Origin of the sequence: Arthrobacter gandavensis (genome assembly GCF_039528575.1) — a bacterium.
GTDB classification, from domain to species: domain Bacteria; phylum Actinomycetota; class Actinomycetes; order Actinomycetales; family Micrococcaceae; genus Arthrobacter_B; species Arthrobacter_B citreus_B.
On sequence record NZ_BAAALV010000001.1, the window covers coordinates 122,749 to 139,385 of the forward strand.

The window sequence follows — 16,637 nt, forward strand, 5'->3', positions numbered from 1 at the left end:
GCTGCCGGCCCCCCTGCGCAACCTGTCCGCTTAGGCGGAGACCTGCGATGCAACGGCTTCGCGGATCGGAGTCTGCCCGTTGATGAATTCGATGAAGTGGCCCACGGTTCCCGGCTGCTCCAGCACTTCAGCGGCCACTGCGGCAACGTCGGACCGGGAAACACTTCCTTCCTGGTCCGGGCCGGTGCTGATGCGTCCGGTACCGGGATCATCAGTCAGTGCGCTGGGGCCGAGGATGGTCCAGTCCAGTCCGCTGCGGCGCAGGTGCTCGTCGGCCGCGGCCTTGGCCTCCGCATAGGCATAGAAGCTATTGTCCGGATCAACGCCATGGTCCTTGCCGGCACCCATGTAGGAGACCATGACGTAACGCCGAACGCCTGCCTGTTCTGCTGCCTCCATGGAGCGGATGGCGGCGTCGCGGTCCACCGCGTAAGTGCGCTCCGCCGACCCGCCGCCTGCACCGGCAGACCACACAACGGCGTCGTGCCCGCTGAGCAGTTCCGCGAGCTGGGGCGTGTCCAGCTTCTCGACGTCGGCCACTACCGGTTCGGCTCCCGTTGCCGCCACCTCGGATACATGGTCCGGGTTCCGGAACAGCGAGGACACCTGGTGTCCGTTCGCTGCGAGGTCCTTCGCCAGCTGCAGCGCCACCTTGCCGTGTCCGCCAATGATTGCCACGCGTGACATGTTGCTCCTCTCGTTGGGGTCGGTGCAGAAAGCATAAGCATACTGACGGTCTGGGTGCGTGGCAGTTCTGCCGCTGGCTGAACCTCGGCTGCCCAGGGCAGCTGCATCGATGCGGCACATACCGTGCAGGGATTGGGCGGAGGGGATGGCTTGGATCACGGGCGGGAACTAGTATCCAAAAGTGCCCGGGCGCCCTGCGCCAAGACCTGGGGGCACGCACCCACAGGTGAAAGGACCTCCATGTCTACTGCCACCGCGGAAGCTGATCTGACCGTCCAGACCACCGAGGGACCTGTTCGCGGCCGAAATACGGGCACCGCCAGGGTTTGGCGCGGTATACCTTATGCGCAGCCGCCGGTGGGGGAGCTGAGACTGCGGCTGCCTCAGCGGCCGGGTCCGTGGCAGGAGGTCCTGGATGCCGGCCGGTTTGGGCCCTGGGCCCCGCAGCCGGTGCGCAGGCTCCTCCCCGGTGCGGACCCAAAGACGCGCATGAGTGAAGACTGCCTGACCATCAACGTAACTGCCCCTCCACAGCCCGGTGAGGCACCGCTTCCGGTCCTGGTCTTCATTCACGGCGGCGCCTTCAGCACGGGTTCGGCCGCAATGGACCTGGTGGACGGAACACGGCTCGCCGCCGAAGGGAACGTCCTGTTCGTTTCGATGAACTACCGGCTTGGCGCCCTGGGATTCCTGGACTTCCGTGCCTACTCGACGCCTGGACGCACCTTTGACGTGAACGTGGGCCTGGCGGACCAGGTGGCGGCCCTGGAATGGGTCCGGCGGAACATCGCTGCCTTCGGCGGAGATCCGGAGAACGTGACCCTTTTCGGTGAATCGGCCGGCGCCCTGTCCGCCCTGACACTGATGTGCGTTCCAGCCGCAGACGGGTTGTTCCACCGCACGTTCCTGCAGAGTCCTGCCCCTGCCGCTGCCTACGGCCCCGACCTCGCTTCCCGGTGGGCGGGAGATTTCCTGGACCTCCTGGGTACCGGGCCCGGCGGTGCTGCCGAGGCACTTTCCAGGCTGGACGCAGCCAGGCTCGTCAAGGCGGCAGATGAGCTGAGCAGCAGGATCACGCCGGAGTCCCGGCCGGGCGCCCTGAGCCTCGCACCGGTTGTGGACGGCTCGTTCCTGCCGCTGCACCCGCTTGAGGCGTTCGAGAAGGGGCGGGCCTCCAGCGTGCCCATGGTGATCGGCACCATGGATAACGAGGGCGTGCTGTTCGACAAGTTCCACGACATCCTTCCCACGTCCCGGGAGCGGATCGAGAGGATGTTCGAACTCACTGATCCGGCCAGCCGGGACCGCGTCATAGCCGCCTACCGCGGGTACCCGCACAAGAAGCAGGCCGTGGAGCTGGGAGGGGACGCGGTGTTCTGGTACCCCAGTGTGCAGGCAGCGCAGGCTCACGCCGCGTACGCACCCACCTGGTCCTACCGGTTCGACTATGCGCCGCGGGCAGCCCGGGCGGCCGGCCTTGGCGCCACGCACGGCCTGGATTTAGCGGCAGTGTTCGGGAATTACGACGCCGGTGCCGGGCGGATGCTGCTCAGCATGGGCAACCGCCGCACGGCTAAGAACGTAGGCCACAGGTTCCAGTCCGCGCTGCTGCGCTTTGCCCGGACCGGGGCGCCTGGCCCGATGTGGCCGCGCTACGACGACACCTCAAGGCGGACAAAGATCTTCGACCGTTATGACCGGATCGAACTGGACCCAAGGACAGTCCGCCGCCAGGCCTGGGACGGATACCAGGGGTACCGCTAACCGGGACGGGACGCGGTCGGAAGCCGGGGCAGCTCCGCATAGGATTAAGGGCATGACCGCCACCCTTGTTGCCCGCAACCTTTCCGGCGGTTACGCCCACCGGATCCTCTTTTCCGGATTGTCGCTTACCGTCGCTCCGGGAGACGTGGTTGGCGTTGTCGGAGCCAACGGTGCCGGCAAGTCCACGCTGCTGGCGCTGCTGGCCGGTGCCGCGCCGCCCTTTGAGGGCACTGTGGAACGCCATCCGACCGACGCCTTTGTGGGCTGGATGCCGCAGGAGCACGAGCGGGTCCCGGGGGAGAGCGTAGCGGGGTACATTGCGCGGCGCACCGGAGCAACCGAGGCCACCGCGGCCATGGAAGCCGCTGCTGCGGGACTTGAGTCGGAGTCAGCCCAGGCCCAGGACGAGTACGCCGCCGCCCTTGATACCTGGCTGGCCTCCGGCGCGGCAGACCTGGAAGAGCGCATCCCTGCGGTCCTGGCCGACCTGGGGCTGGAGGTTGGCCCGGATGCGATGATGTCCGGGCTGTCCGGCGGCCAGGCTGCCAGGGTCGCCCTCGCTGCGCTGCTGTTGAGCCGCTTCGACATTGTGCTGCTGGACGAGCCGACCAATGACCTCGACCTGGATGGCCTGGCGAAGCTGGAGGAATTCGTCCGCGGGCTCCGCGGCGGCGTCGTACTTGTCTCGCATGACCGTGAGTTCCTGGCCCGCTGCGTCACGCGGATCGTGGAACTGGACCTGGCACAGAACCAGGTGGCGGTGTACGACGGCGGTTATGAGTCGTTCCTGGAGGAAAGGGCAGTGGCCCGCCGACATGCCCGTGAAGCCTATGACGAGTTCGCGGGGCGGAAGGCGGACCTGGTGTCCAAGGCCAGGACCACCCGCGAGTGGAGCTCCCAGGGCGTGCGGAACGCAATGCGGAAGTCGCCGGACAATGACAAGATCCGGCGCAGGGCAAGCATGGAGTCTTCGGAAAAACAGGCGCAGAAGGTGCGCCAGATGGAATCCAGGATTTCCCGTCTTGAGGAAGTGGAAGAACCCCGGAAGGAATGGCAGCTGCAGTTCTCAATCGCAGCCGCACCCCGCTCGGGCTCAGTGGCGGCGGTGCTGAACGGCGCCGCCCTGAGACGTGGTGACTTCGCTTTCGGGCCGGTATCCCAGCAGGTGAACTCGGGCGAACGGATAGGCATCACGGGACCGAACGGCGCAGGCAAGTCAACGCTGCTGGCACTGCTGCGCGGGACGTTGAAGCCTGATACGGGGTCAGCGTCGCTGGGCGCGGGAGTGGCCCTGGGGGAGATCGACCAGCTGCGCACCCAGCTCACAGCCGAGGAACCCCTCGCTGCCGCATTCGAAGCCTGCGTTCCGGAAATGAACGCCGGTGAGGTGAGGACCCTGCTCGCCAAATTTGGGCTCAAGGCCGACCAGACCGGCACCAGGGTTAACGAGTTGTCCCCGGGCGAGAGGACCAGGGCGGCACTGGCCCTGCTTCAGGCGCGCGGAGTCAACCTGCTGATCCTGGACGAACCAACGAACCACCTGGATCTGCCTGCGATCGAGCAGCTCGAGGAGGCACTGGAGTCCTATACGGGCACACTGCTGCTGGTCACCCACGACCGCCGGATGCTCCAGAACGTCCGGCTGGACCGCATGTGGCGGGTTGAGGATGGTTCCGTCAACGAACTCTAGGGGTGGCGGGCAGGCCTTCCCCGGGACGACATGTGTGTGAGTTTTGTGACAGATGTGATAAAAGTCTTCTAAGGGCGGGACTGCCTGGACACCAGGCAGTACCGCCGCATTGCGGGGGAAAGAAGTTGCTATGGCTTTGACGAGCGCGCCTGTGCGTTTCCAGCCACGTGCCCGGGAGCGGCAGGCAGCCAGGACCCCTGGCGCACTGCGCACGCTGGACGTGACGGTGCTGCTGGTTGTCTGGATGACCTGTGTCCTGACTGACTGGGATACCTCTGCCAAGGTTGCCCTCAACATTGCCGCCGTTGGGCTTCTCTGCCTGAAGGAAGCGGCATTCCACCGCTTCATCATGCGCCGCCGGCAGCCGGCCCTGCGCTAGGAACACCGCCCGGGCCACTGCTTCCCGGGAGCTCCCGCCGCCTCCGCTATGGTTCCGGCGCGCTGAGGGGTCTATCGTGGATAAGCGCGGAAGCGGACCCACTTGCCCGGCCTAGCCAGGCTTCCGGGGCCCGCCGGCCGGTGGAAGCAGGTTAGGGATGTCCCTGGACATGTCAGCACTCGAAGTTGAAACAGCAGGCGGCTGGGTGCGCGGTGTCGTGGAAGACGGCGTACGGACCTGGCGGGGCATCCCGTACGCAGCACCGCCGCTGGGCGAGCTGCGGCTCCGGGCGCCAGCCCCTCCGGACTCTTGGACCGGGGTCCGGGATGCATCCCGGTTCGGCGCGATTCCACCGCAGTCCCGCGGACTCAGCCTGACCGGATCCCGCCGCCGGCCGCTTATGAGCGAGGACTGCCTGACCATCAATGTCAGCGCACCCCTGAACCAGGACCTGACTGGACTTCCGGTGCTGGTCTACCTTTACGGCGGCGCCTTCAGCTCCGGGTCCTCCGCTGTGCGGACCTACCGGGGAGCCAACCTGGTGCGCACGGGCGAGGTGGTCTACGTATGCCTGAACTACCGGATTGGCGCCCTGGGCTTCATGGACTTCACGTCCTTCTCCACGCCGGAGAGGCCGTTCGACTCCAACCTTGGCCTGCGGGACCAGGTGGCCGCACTGGAATGGGTGCAGCAGAATATCGCCGGATTCGGCGGAGACCCGGACAACGTCACGATATTCGGGGAGTCTGCCGGCGGGATAGCCGTCACCGCGCTGATGTGCATCCCCTCCGCGGCGACGCTGTTCCACAAGGCATTCGCTCAAAGTCCCGCACCGGCAGGGGCGTACTACCCGGACATGCATGAACGCTGGGCACTGGACCTCCTGGAAATCCTCCGGGTGGATGAAGCCCACGCCGCCCAAGCGCTCTCCCGGATACCGGCGGCAAAGCTGGTCGGCGCCATCCAAAAGATGACCATGAAGATCGGACCGGTCCAGCAGCCGGGATCCCTGAGTGTTTCCCCTGTGATCGACGGCGAGTTCCTGCCCCGCCATCCCATCGATACATTCCTGGACGGAGAATCGGCGCCAAAGCCCCTGGTGCTGGGGACCATGGCCCAGGAGGGCGCGCTGTTCGCGAAACTGGACAACATCCTGCCCTCCACGCCGGCGCGTCTGGAGCGGATGTTCGCCGGAACTGACCCGTCTGCACTGGACCGGGTGACCGCCGCCTACCCCGGCTACCCCTCGCGGGACAAGTCCGTGGAGATCAGCGGCGACCTCGTCTTCTGGTACCCCAGCCAAATGGTGGCGGAGGGCCATTCCCGGGTGGCTCCCACCTGGATTTACCGCTACGACTACGCGACCAGGCTGATGAACCTGCTGGGTTTCGGTGCTACCCACGCTTTCGACGTTCCCGTGATGTTCGGTGAGACCAACGAACGCACCCTCCGTGCGCTGTCGCTGCTGGGCGGTATGGATGAGCTGCGTGAACTTTCCGCACGGTTCCAGGGTTCCCTGCTGAACCTCGCCCATCGCCACCTGCCCGGCGAAGACTGGCCCCGGTATGAGGAAGAGAACCGCCATACCCGCGTTTTTGACACGCAGGACCGGATTGAGTCTGATCCTTTTCCGGAGCGGCGCCGCGCCTGGGAGGGCTACCGCGGCTACATCTGAGCCGGTACTGTTCCACAAGGCCCTATGTCCACGATCGAGGAGCCAGCATGAGTGCACATTACGACGTCGTTGTCCTGGGAGCCGGCCCCGGCGGCTACGTTGCCGCCATCCGCGCCGCGCAGCTGGGTCTTAGCGTTGGGATCGTAGAGGAAAAATACTGGGGAGGGGTGTGCCTGAATGTGGGCTGCATTCCGTCCAAGGCGCTGCTGCGCAACGCAGAGCTGGCCCAGATCTTCACCAGGCAGGCAGACGTGTTCGGCATGCACGGAGACGTGAGCTTCGATTATGGCGCAGCCTACGACCGCAGCCGGCAGGTGGCCGACGGCCGGGTCAAGGGCGTTCACTTCCTGATGAAGAAGAACAAGATCACCGAATATGACGGCAGGGGTGTCTTCAAGGATGCCCACACCATGGAGGTCACCCTGTCGGGCGGGAAAACTGAAGAGATCACGTTCGAGAACGCCATCATTGCCACCGGAGCCACCGTCAAGCTGCTCCCGGGCGTGGAGCTCAGTGAGAACGTCGTCACCTATGAGACCCAGATCCTCAGCCGGGACCTGCCCCAAAAAATGGTAATCGTCGGTGCCGGCGCCATCGGCATGGAGTTCGGATACGTGCTGCGCAGCTACGGCGTGGACGTGAGCATCGTCGAGTTCATGGACCGGGCGCTGCCCAACGAGGATGCCGACGTGTCCAGGGAGATCACCAAGCAGTACAAGAAGCTGGGCATCCCAATCCACACCTCGGCAAAGGTGGAGACGGTCACGGACAACGGGAACTCCGTCACCGTCACCTACACGGACAAGGACGGCAAGAAGCAGTCCGTCGACGCCGACCGGGTAATGATGTCCGTTGGCTTCGCACCCCGGCTGGACGGATTTGGCCTGGAAACTACCGGGGTGGAGGTAACCGAGCGCGGTGCCATCGCCATTGACGATTACATGCGCACCAGCGTGCCCAACCTGTTCGCCATTGGGGACGTGACGGCCAAGCTGCAGCTGGCCCACGTCGCGGAAGCCCAGGGCGTGGTGGCGGCGGAAGCGATTGCGGGCGCGGAAACCATGCCGCTGGGAGACTACCGCATGATGCCGCGGGCTACGTTCTGCCAGCCGCAGGTAGCGAGCTTCGGGCTCACGGAGGCCCAGGCCCGGGATGAAGGACATGACGTTGTGGTCAGCACCTTCCCGTTTACCGCGAACGGCAAGGCACATGGCCTGGGGGAGCCGGTGGGATTCGTGAAGCTCATCGCCGACTCCGCCTACGGAGAGCTCCTGGGCGGGCATCTCATTGGCCCGGACGTTTCGGAGCTGCTGCCTGAGCTGACGCTGGCGCAGAAGTGGGACCTGACAGCCTCCGAACTGGCCCGCAACGTGCACACTCATCCGACACTGAGCGAAGCACTCCAGGAGGCCTTCCACGGCCTGACCGGCCACATGATCAACTTCTAGGCTTTCCCCTGCCGCGAGGAGCTCAGCGGGCCAGATAGCGCAGCAGCAGGGTGTCACCCGAGCGCAGGACGTGGCGCAGCCGCAGCCTCGCCAGCCCAAGCTCCGGCGTTCCGGCGCTGATCCTCGAGGACGAACCGGCGGCCAGCACCGGAGAAAGCGTAAGGCAGAGCTCGTCGACCAGACCTGCTGCCTGGAACGAGCCAAAGAGCGTGGGCCCTCCCTCGCACAGGACCCGGAAAGCTCCCCTTCGGGCCAGGGCACGGGCTGCCAGCCCGGGTTCAACGGTCCGCGCTCCGGCCACCACGACGTCGGCTACCTCTTCCAGCGCAGCGCGCCGCCCGTCCGGCGCTGCCGCTGTGGTCAGGACCAGAGGCTTCACCGGTGCGGCGGCAAAAAAGCCGGACTCAGGGTCCAGGTCCAGTGACGCGGAAACGACGGCGATGCCCGGGTGGGCTGGGAGTCCTTGCCGTGTGCGCCAGGACCGTGTCTGCGCACTCACGAGCTCGCCTGCGTATCCCTCTGCCCGAACAGTTCCGGCTCCAACCAGGATGACCTGCGCGGTGGAGCGCAGCAGGCCAAAAAGCCGGCGGTCGGCGTCGTCCCCCAATTCCCCCGAACGCCCGTTCCAGCTCACCGCCCCGTCCACGGAGGCCACGAAGTTGAAACGGAAGTACGGGCGCGCGGGCTCGGCCGCCCGGTCCCACCCATAAGCCGCCAGGAGTTCCCCGTCGTCGAGCTCCCGCGCGGATCCGGCAGCGGTAATAACCGGGGTGCTCACTGTGCCGGCTCGTTCACGTCGCCCATGTTGTGGCGCAGCCGCACCGGTTCACGCCAGCCCAGAACCGCTTCCGTCATACGGATGGCGCGGGAGGCGGCCTCGACGTTGTGCATGCGCAGGATCCGCGCGCCGTTGTAGATACTCGCAACGGCAGCGGCCAGGGACCCTTCAACCCTTCCGGACTTGGGCTCATCCAGCGTTTCGCCAACGAAGTCCTTGTTGGACACCGCCGCCAGTACCGGATAGCCAAGATCCGCGATTTCCGCGAGACGGCGAGTCAGTTCCAGCGAATGCAGCGTGTTCTTGTTCAGGTCGTGTCCGGGATCAATGATGATCCTTTCCGGGGGAACCCCCAGATCCTGTGCGTAGCCTGCACGGCCGCGCAGGAACTGGGCCACCTCGGACACCACGTCGCCGTACTGCGGGCGGGGATAGACAGTCCGGGGCGCGGCCAGGCTGTGGGTGATCACCAGATGCACGCCTGCCGCAGCTGCCACCCTGGCCAGCTGCGGATCATGCAGTCCCGTCGTGTCGTTGATGACGTTGGCGCCGGCCTCGATTGCCTGTTCCGCAACAGCGGGATGGAACGTATCGGCGGAAATGATGACGTCTGATTCACTGCGGACGGCCCGGATAACGGGAACAATCCGTGCAGCCTCCTCTGCGGCGTCCAGCGCCGGGCCCGGGGCGAACGGAACCCCGCCAATGTCCACCCAGTCCGCGCCGTCGTGCACGGCTTTCAGGGCAGCGTTGACCGCGGCCTCCTGACCGAATGTCCGGCCGGCGTCGTAGAACGAGTCCGGGGTCCGGTTGATGATCGCCATCAGGGCCACCTGGCGCCGGAAATCCAGCAGGCGCCCCCCAAACCGGTGCACCGGGTGCAGCAGCGGGGGATCAAAATGGCCGGGCGATGAAGCATGGCGCCGGCCGGCAGTGCTGTTCAGACTCATAAAAGCATCCTACGGTGGTGCCCAGCCACGCCCGGTGCCAACGCCAACCAGGAAGGTCCTGCTCATGGAACTGCCGCTGCCTGAAACTACTAGTCCCATGCTGGCCAAGCCGGCGGCCAACATCCCCCGCGGCAGTTTCGCCTATGAGCCCAAGTGGGATGGCTTTCGGGCGCTGGTGTTCCGGGACGGGGACGAACTGGAGATACTCAGCCGCAACGGGCGGAGCCTGAACCGGTACTTTCCCGAGCTTGCCGAAGCATTCCGGCAGGGCCTGCCGGGCAGGTGCGTTGTGGACGGCGAGATCATCCTCATCAGCTCAGACGGCAGCCGGCTGGACTTTGATGCCCTGCAGCAGCGGATCCATCCTGCCGGCAGCCGGGTGTCAATGCTGGCGGAGCAGACACCGGCGTCGTTCGTGGCTTTCGACCTGCTGGCGCTGGAGGGACGTGACGTTACCGGTGACCCATTCCGCAGCCGGAGGGAGAACCTCGAAGCCGTTATGGGCGCAGCAGGGGGCCGCCTGCACCTGACCCGGCAGACCCTGGACGCGGACACCGCCCAGGAGTGGTTCAAGCGTTTCGAGGGGGCAGGGCTGGACGGTGTGGTGGCGAAGCCGCTGGAGGGCAGGTACGAGCCGGGCAAACGGGCCATGACCAAGGTCAAGCACCGGCGTACGGCCGACTGCGTGGTTGCAGGATACCGGGTGCACAAAAGCGGAGAGGACCGGATCGGCTCCCTTCTGCTGGGCCTGTATGACGATTCCGGAACCCTCGCCAACGTGGGGGTCATCGGTGCCTTTCCGATGGCACGCCGCAGGGAACTCTTCGACGAGCTCCAGCCCCTGGTGACCTGGGAGGCTTCCCATCCGTGGAGTTCGGCGGAGCCCGAACCCGGTACGCGGACGCCGCGCAGCTCCGAGGGGAGCAGATGGACGGGCAGCAGGGACCTCTCCTTCACCCCGCTGCGCCCCGAGCGGGTGGTGGAAGTGGCCTATGACCATATGGAGGGCCCACGGTTCCGGCATCCGCCGAGTTTCCTTCGCTGGCGGCCGGACCGGGATCCGGAAAGCTGCGGCTATGGCCAGCTTGAGGAACCGGTGCGGTACGAACTGGGCGATGTGCTGCAGGTACCGGGGACAGCCCGAAATCCCTGACCGCACTGGCGTCGATCGCCGCATCCGGGGCAGCGGCCCCGGGGCAGGGGGCGGGCCGAATCCCTTACGGTGCCTCTGTGCAGGAGGGTGCAGCTGAAATTGGCGCGCCCGCGGTGCCGAACGCGGCCCAAGCCTGTCCGGCAGCTGAAACCGGGTGGGATAGTGAATGGGGGATCACCGCCAAGAGCAGCGGCTGGTGCGCCTGCAGCCGCAGACCCGCGGTAAACGGTGAACCGGTTCGGGAACGGGACACCACATGGATGCAGGCCGGCTGAGCACTGAATCAACAATCGCGCAGTGGCTTGAGCACCCCAGCGGACGGGCGATACTCATCGACGTCCTGGCCCGGCGCGGACCTGATGTGCGGGCGCTTTACGCCATCCAGACGCTGCCCCTGTCCTCGATCGTCACCCTTTCCCGGGGAAACGTCACCGAGGAACAGCTCAACCTGCTGGTGGAGGCGGCGAACCACAGCGGCTCCCAAACGCCGGCCAGTCCCGAACGGGCGCACCTGTTTCCGTCTGTTCCGCCTCCATCGCCCATGGATTGGAAGGAAGGGATCATCCCGGGCCGGTTCAGGGGAAAAACGGTGATCGTGACCGGTGCGGGGGCCGGAATAGGCCGCGCCACGGCACTCCGGCTCGCGAAGGAAGACGCCAGAGTGGTGGCTGTGGACCTGAATACACTGCGCATGGAAGCCCTGCTGGAGAATCCCGCTGCGCACGGGACCATTGGCATCGTCGCGGACCTCAACAGCGAATCGGACATTCAGCGCATAATGTCCGCGGCCGGAAGCGACATAGACGGGCTGGCCCTCATCGCCGGCGTCTCTGACGACCTTGAACCACTGCACGAAGTGGACGACGAGGTGTGGGAGCGGATCTTCCGCATCAATGTGACCGGTCCTTTCCGTCTCTCCCGCCAGGTGATCCCGGCAATGCTCTCCCGCGGCGCCGGTTCAATAGTGAACTTGGCCTCACAGGCCGGGCTGCGTGGATCGGTCGGCGGTGCCGCCTACACCGCTGCGAAGCACGCACTCATCGGACTGACCCGAAGTGGGGCCTACACCTATTCAGCCCGCGGCGTGCGCATCAACGCAGTGGTTCCGATGCCTACCCGGAACTCCCTTGATTCGAACTACGGATTCCCGGGCGGACTGGGTCCTTTGCCGGCCGCCTCGCTTGTTCCGGCGGACCTTGAGGCGGCGGCGGTGGCTGCTCCGGTAACCTACCTGCTCAGCGATGACGCCGTCTCGGTGACCGGGGCGTTGCTGCCAGCAGACGAGGGCTGGAGTGTGGGGTAGCGCACCGGCCAGGCGTCCCAGCCGGAATGTGCCGCAGCCGGCAGGGGCCGGTGGGCACCCTCACAGCGGTCCTCGAAGTGGCTGTGCGCGGAGATAACCTGAGAATCATGGAATCCGGCGACATCAATTTTCATACCCGCAAATGGGTCAGGCCCGAAGACCTGAACGCAAACGGAACACTGTTCGGCGGCTCGCTGCTGCGGTGGATCGATGAGGAAGCGACTATCTACGCGATCCTGCAGATGGGCAACGGCAGGGTGGTGACCAAGCTGATGTCCGAAATCAACTTCGTCAGCTCGGCGCAGCAGGGCGACCTCATTGAAATGGGACTGTGCGCCACCAAATTCGGCAAGACCTCCCTGACAATGCGCGCAGAAGTGCGGAACATGATCACGCGCTCGAGCATCCTGACAATCGAACGCATCATTTTCGTCAACCTGGACGAAAACGGCCGTCCTGCCCCGCACGGATACACGACGGTCACCTACGACCGCGACCGGCTGCCCACCCATCACCTTCCGGCCTTCCCTCCGCAGCCGCAGGCTTCGTTCTAGCAGGTCGCAAGTACGGGCTGCAGGGCCCGTGTGGTGTCCTTCCTGGCCCTTCCGCTGCTCCGCCGCGGACGGGCACTCACTGCTTCGCCGGCCAATCGGTTAATGACCAGTCAGGAAGGTCCTTGGGCGGCACGCCTGGCCACCAGCTGCGCCAGACCGGCCGCCTGGTCCGCGCTGAGCGGTGAGCCCGGAAAGCGCCCCAGCCGTTCCAGCGGGAGGCTTCCCATCAGCGTCAGCATCCCCGACGCCTCAGCGGAGTCAGCAGCAGCCTGTCCGAGTGCCTCGCCCAGGACCGCCGCTGCGATCGGATGACTCATCCATTCAGCGAGGGTGGAGGCCGCGGTTGGCAGCGGCTGCGCGGCCTGCGCGGCCAGTTCCACGTCCGAGGTGAGCCGGATGTCCCGGGAAGAGGAGCCAACCCGCAGGCCGTAGGTTCCCGGATCCGTTACCCACGTCTGCGTTGCCGGATCGAACCTGTCCAGGCTGCCGGGAGGGAGCTGAAAGGACACGGTACGGGTTTCCCCTGGCACAAGGTTCACCCGCTGGAACGCCCGGAGCTCCTGCCGGGCCCGCGGAATGTCCCCGGCCGGAGGGCTGACGTAGACCTGGACTACTTCCGCCCCCTCCACAGCCCCGGTGTTGGTCAGCTGGAGTGAGAGCCGGATGCACGGCGCCTCGCCTCCCGGATCCACGGATACGGAAAGATCCGAGTAGCCAAACTGCGTGTAGCTGAGGCCGTGGCCAAAAGGGAATGCCGGCTCCAGCAGCCTGGCGTCGTACCAGCGGTACCCCACCAGGAGTCCTTCTCCATAGCGCACCTCGCCGGCTTCTCCGGGGAAATTCCCGTAAGCAGGGGTGTCCTCAAGCCTCCGCGGGAAGGTCTCGGCGAGTTTGCCCGACGGGTTCACCTGCCCCAGCAGAACGTCAGCCACTGCCTCCCCGCCGGCCTGGCCGGCGAGCCAGCTTTCCAGCACCGCTGCAGCCTTCGGTGCCCAGGAGGTGTCCACCACGGACCCGTTGGCGAGGACAACCGCCACGTCCGGCCGGACCCGGGCAACGGCGTCGAGCAGCTGGAGCTGCGCAGCCGGCAGGTCGAGGCTGGACCGGTCCATTCCTTCCGTCTCAGCCGCGTCCGGGAGTCCGAGGAAGACCACGGCCTGGGCGGCACCGGAGGCTGCCAGGACTGCCTCCTGAACGAGGTCTTCGTCCGGTTCCGCGTCCTCGAGCCGGTAGCCTGCGGCAAAGGACGCTTCCGGCATCCGCCCCGACAACGCTGCCCAGGGTGTGCTGAGCATTCTCGGATTGACCCGGGAAGACCCGCTGCCCTGGTACCGCGGTGCCCGGGCCAGCTCGCCAATCACCGCCAGAGGCGCCGCTGGGGTGAAGGGGAGCAAGCCGCCGTCGTTCTTCAGCAGCACCATCGATGCCGCCGCCGCGCGCCGGGCCAGGGCATCGTGAGCTGAAAAATCGGGTGCCGCCGCCTCCCTGCCTGCGGTGCGCCGCCCCAGCTCGCGCAGCCTGTCCAGGGAAGCGTCAAGGTTCTCGGGGGAGACGAGCCCTGCCTCCAAACCGGCTACCAGTTCCCGGGGACCAAGCCCGGCAGACGACGGCATCTCCAGGTCCAGGCCCGCCGCGAGGGCCGCAGCACGGTCCGTGACCGCGCCCCAGTCCGAAACCACAACGCCGTCAAATCCCCATTCGTCCCGCAGGACCCGGGTCAGCAGCCACGGATCCTCGGCCGCGTGGAATCCATTCACCCGGTTGTAGGCAGCCATGACGGTCCAGGGAGATGCGTCCTTCACCACCGTTTCGAAGGCCCGGAGGTAGATTTCCCGCAGCGTGCGTTCATCCACTGCCACGTCGATGGTCATGCGCCCGGTTTCCTGGTTATTGGCGGCGAAGTGCTTGGGGGAGGCCGCCACCTTGCAGGACTGCAGTCCGGCGGTCCACGCCGCTCCCAGGGCTCCGGTGAGCAGCGGATCCTCGGAAAAGTACTCGAAATTCCGCCCGCCCAGCGGAGAACGCTTGATGTTCAGGCCCGGCCCCAGAAGGACGTCGACGCCGTAGGCCGCGGCTTCGCGGCCCGCTGCCCGGCCCAGCTCCTGAAGGAGTTCCGGGTCCCAGGAACTCGCCGTAGCGCATTCTGCGGGAAAGCAGGTGGCCGGCCGTGACTGGCCCAGGGCAGGACCGGCCCCGTCCCCGGCGGCCAGCCTTACCCCATGGGGCCCGTCCGTCAGGGTCAAGGCACGGATCCCGGCCTCTTCCGACGCGGGGGTTTCCCACATGCCCGCTCCGGTCAGCAGCGCCGCTTTCCGGGCCTGGTCCAGACCGAGTTCGGATGTTCCCATGGCTTCTCCTGCGTCCTTGCCGTTCCGGGCGGGTTGCCTGAGTCTAGGCCGCGGCGGCAGCGGGGCGGAAGACCGCGGAACGGATGCAGCCGTACAGCGGTGCCGCGCCCGGGGCGTCCCTGTTCGGTGGCTTCCCTGAGGGTCTATGGTTCCCATATCAGGCGTCCGTCCGGCCGGCACCGGCCCTGCCGCACTACGGCGCCGCGCCGGGGCTAACGGAGAGAAGGCAATGAAGACCCGTTTTGACCGCTACCGCCAAATGGCCGAGATCCTTTACCGCAACGGGCTGGGATACCTGGTGTCAGTTGCAGGACTCGATTCCTGGCTGCCCTTTCGCCGCAGGGAAGCCGACGGGGCTGACACCACACGGATGGCAAGCCCGGAGTACCTGCGCCGTGCCCTGGAGGAACTGGGGCCCACCTACGTGAAACTGGGCCAGCTGCTCTCCACCCGGCCGGACCTGCTGCCCCCGGCCTACATGGATGAGCTGGCCAAGCTGCAGGACTCCGCAACTCCGGCCGCCTGGGATGATGTGCGGGTATCCCTCCGGCAGGAATTGGGAGCGGATCCCCTGGACGTGTTTCGGGAGTTCAATACCACCCCCATTGCCAGCGCCTCCATCGGCCAGGCTTATGCCGCGGCCCTGACGGACGGCACGAAGGTTGTGGTCAAGGTGCGGCGTCCCGGAATTGTTCCGGAGGTCGAGGCGGACCTGTCCATCCTCCAGTCCCTGGCCGGCCATGCCAGCAGGCATTGGGAGGCCGCCAGGGACTACGACGTCAAGGGTTTTATGGACGAGTTCGCGGACACCCTCCGCAAGGAAATGGACTACGTGCAGGAGGGCCACAACGCGGACCGTTTCGCAGCGAACTTCGAGGACGATGCTTCGGTGGTGATCCCGCATATCTACTGGGAACACAGTACGTCGAAGGTCCTGACCATGCAGCGCCTCTACGGCATGAAGGTCACGGACACCACGTCGCTGGATGCCGCGGGACTGGACCGCAAGGCGCTGGCCGTCACTGCTGCGGACGCGGAAATGAAGATGGTCTTCGAGGACGGCTTCTTCCACGCTGATCCGCATCCCGGGAATATCTTCGTGCAGCCCAATTCCCAGATTGGGCTCATCGACTTTGGCATGGTCGGAGAACTCGACGAGAAACTGCGCGGCCAGCTCTCGGCACTGTTCGTGGCCGTCATCCGCAAGGATCCGGAGCGGATGGCCACCGCCCTGATGCGGATGACTGTCTCCCGCACCCGCCCGGACCGGATCAAGCTCAGGATGGACCTTGCGGGCCTGATCAAGCTGTATTCAAACCGCACGCTGGGGGATGCGCCGGTGGGCCGGATCATTACCTATGGCCTGGGAATTATCCGCAACCATCACCTGCAGCTGCCCGGGGAGATTGCCCTGCTGCTGCGGATGCTGATCATGACGGAGGGCATGGGCGAGGTCCTGGATCCGGACTTCAGCATGGGCAAGACCCTGGCGCCCTATGCCCGCCGGATGACCGTGCAGCACCTGAACCCGGCCGCCTACGCGAAGCGGCTCGGCAAGGCCGGGGGAGAGCTGCTGGAGCTGGGCACCGAACTGCCCGGCCAGCTGCAGCGGCTTATCAACACCCTGGATTTCGAAGGAATGGAGGTGCACCTGCGGGCCGGCGACCTGGTCCCGCTGGTGGAACGCCTGGAGCGGGTGGGCAACCGCATGGTGGCGGCCATTTTCGCCGCTGCCTTTATCCGCGGGGTCGGGGAGCTGGCCCTTGGCGATGCCGAGCGCTGGCGCGGCTGGCAGGCGCCGCTGATGGGGGCCGGACTGGCTTCTACGGGTGTCCTGGGCGGGTATCTGGCATGGTCGGCCCGCCGGCAGCGCAGGCTGGATGCAGCATAGCTTTACTCTGCAGGGCT

At 66.2% G+C, this 16,637-nt stretch carries 13 protein-coding genes; 9 read left to right on the forward strand and 4 right to left on the reverse strand.

The window, feature by feature from the left end:
* Nucleotides 1–30 precede the first annotated feature (30 nt).
* Nucleotides 31–687: an SDR family oxidoreductase gene (locus tag ABFX29_RS00640; RefSeq protein ID WP_152228138.1), complete on the reverse strand. Its 657-nt coding sequence runs from the start codon at nucleotides 685–687 to the stop codon at nucleotides 31–33.
* A gap of 240 nt (nucleotides 688–927) precedes the next feature.
* Between ABFX29_RS00640 and ABFX29_RS00645 the strand changes: the two genes are divergently transcribed.
* The 5 genes from ABFX29_RS00645 (at nucleotide 928) to lpdA (ending at nucleotide 7,643) form a co-directional block, all read left to right on the forward strand.
* Nucleotides 928–2,451: a carboxylesterase/lipase family protein gene (locus ABFX29_RS00645; RefSeq protein ID WP_152228136.1), complete on the forward strand. Its 1,524-nt coding sequence runs from the start codon at nucleotides 928–930 to the stop codon at nucleotides 2,449–2,451.
* Nucleotides 2,452–2,503: 52 nt separating this feature from the next.
* Nucleotides 2,504–4,141, forward strand: coding sequence for a ribosomal protection-like ABC-F family protein (gene abc-f / locus ABFX29_RS00650; RefSeq protein ID WP_152228134.1), 1,638 nt, complete (start codon nucleotides 2,504–2,506; stop codon nucleotides 4,139–4,141).
* A 130-nt stretch (nucleotides 4,142–4,271) separates the two neighbouring features.
* Entirely contained in the window at nucleotides 4,272–4,520 is a 249-nt protein-coding gene (locus ABFX29_RS00655; RefSeq protein WP_152228132.1) for a hypothetical protein, read from the forward strand.
* A 169-nt stretch (nucleotides 4,521–4,689) separates the two neighbouring features.
* Nucleotides 4,690–6,195, forward strand: coding sequence for a carboxylesterase/lipase family protein (locus tag ABFX29_RS00660; protein ID WP_152228130.1), 1,506 nt, complete (start codon nucleotides 4,690–4,692; stop codon nucleotides 6,193–6,195).
* Nucleotides 6,196–6,242: 47 nt separating this feature from the next.
* The gene (lpdA, locus tag ABFX29_RS00665; protein WP_152228128.1) at nucleotides 6,243–7,643 is read left to right on the forward strand and encodes a dihydrolipoyl dehydrogenase; all 1,401 of its coding nucleotides are present in this window, start codon (nucleotides 6,243–6,245) and stop codon (nucleotides 7,641–7,643) included.
* A 22-nt stretch (nucleotides 7,644–7,665) separates the two neighbouring features.
* On the opposite strand, the gene ABFX29_RS00670 is transcribed toward lpdA, so the two are convergent.
* Together ABFX29_RS00670 and folP are read right to left on the reverse strand one after the other, a co-directional pair.
* Nucleotides 7,666–8,421, reverse strand: a complete 756-nt coding sequence (locus tag ABFX29_RS00670; RefSeq protein ID WP_152228126.1) for a pyrimidine reductase family protein — start codon at nucleotides 8,419–8,421, stop codon at nucleotides 7,666–7,668.
* A complete protein-coding gene (gene folP, locus ABFX29_RS00675) occupies nucleotides 8,418–9,371 on the reverse strand; it encodes a dihydropteroate synthase (protein ID WP_152228123.1) in 954 nt (317 codons plus the stop codon). The genes ABFX29_RS00670 and folP overlap by 4 nt, the downstream gene beginning before the upstream one ends.
* A 64-nt stretch (nucleotides 9,372–9,435) precedes the next feature.
* Here folP and ABFX29_RS00680 point away from each other — a divergent pair, with 64 nt between their 5' ends.
* The 3 genes from ABFX29_RS00680 (at nucleotide 9,436) to ABFX29_RS00690 (ending at nucleotide 12,381) form a co-directional block, all read left to right on the forward strand.
* Nucleotides 9,436–10,524, forward strand: coding sequence for an ATP-dependent DNA ligase (locus ABFX29_RS00680; protein ID WP_152228409.1), 1,089 nt, complete (start codon nucleotides 9,436–9,438; stop codon nucleotides 10,522–10,524).
* Nucleotides 10,525–10,780: 256 nt separating this feature from the next.
* Nucleotides 10,781–11,827, forward strand: a complete 1,047-nt coding sequence (locus ABFX29_RS00685) for an SDR family NAD(P)-dependent oxidoreductase (RefSeq protein ID WP_152228120.1) — start codon at nucleotides 10,781–10,783, stop codon at nucleotides 11,825–11,827.
* Between the two features lie 107 nt (nucleotides 11,828–11,934).
* Nucleotides 11,935–12,381, forward strand: coding sequence for an acyl-CoA thioesterase (locus ABFX29_RS00690; RefSeq protein ID WP_152228118.1), 447 nt, complete (start codon nucleotides 11,935–11,937; stop codon nucleotides 12,379–12,381).
* Between the two features lie 110 nt (nucleotides 12,382–12,491).
* Here the strand turns inward: ABFX29_RS00690 and ABFX29_RS00695 are convergent, their stop codons facing one another.
* Complete coding sequence (locus ABFX29_RS00695; protein ID WP_152228116.1) at nucleotides 12,492–14,729, reverse strand: glycoside hydrolase family 3 C-terminal domain-containing protein; 2,238 nt, start codon at nucleotides 14,727–14,729, stop codon at nucleotides 12,492–12,494.
* 229 nt (nucleotides 14,730–14,958) lie between these two features.
* On the opposite strand from ABFX29_RS00695, the gene ABFX29_RS00700 reads away from it, so the two are divergent.
* On the forward strand, nucleotides 14,959–16,620 hold the full coding sequence (locus tag ABFX29_RS00700; RefSeq protein WP_152228114.1) for an ABC1 kinase family protein: 1,662 nt from the start codon (nucleotides 14,959–14,961) through the stop codon (nucleotides 16,618–16,620).
* Nucleotides 16,621–16,637 lie beyond the last annotated feature (17 nt).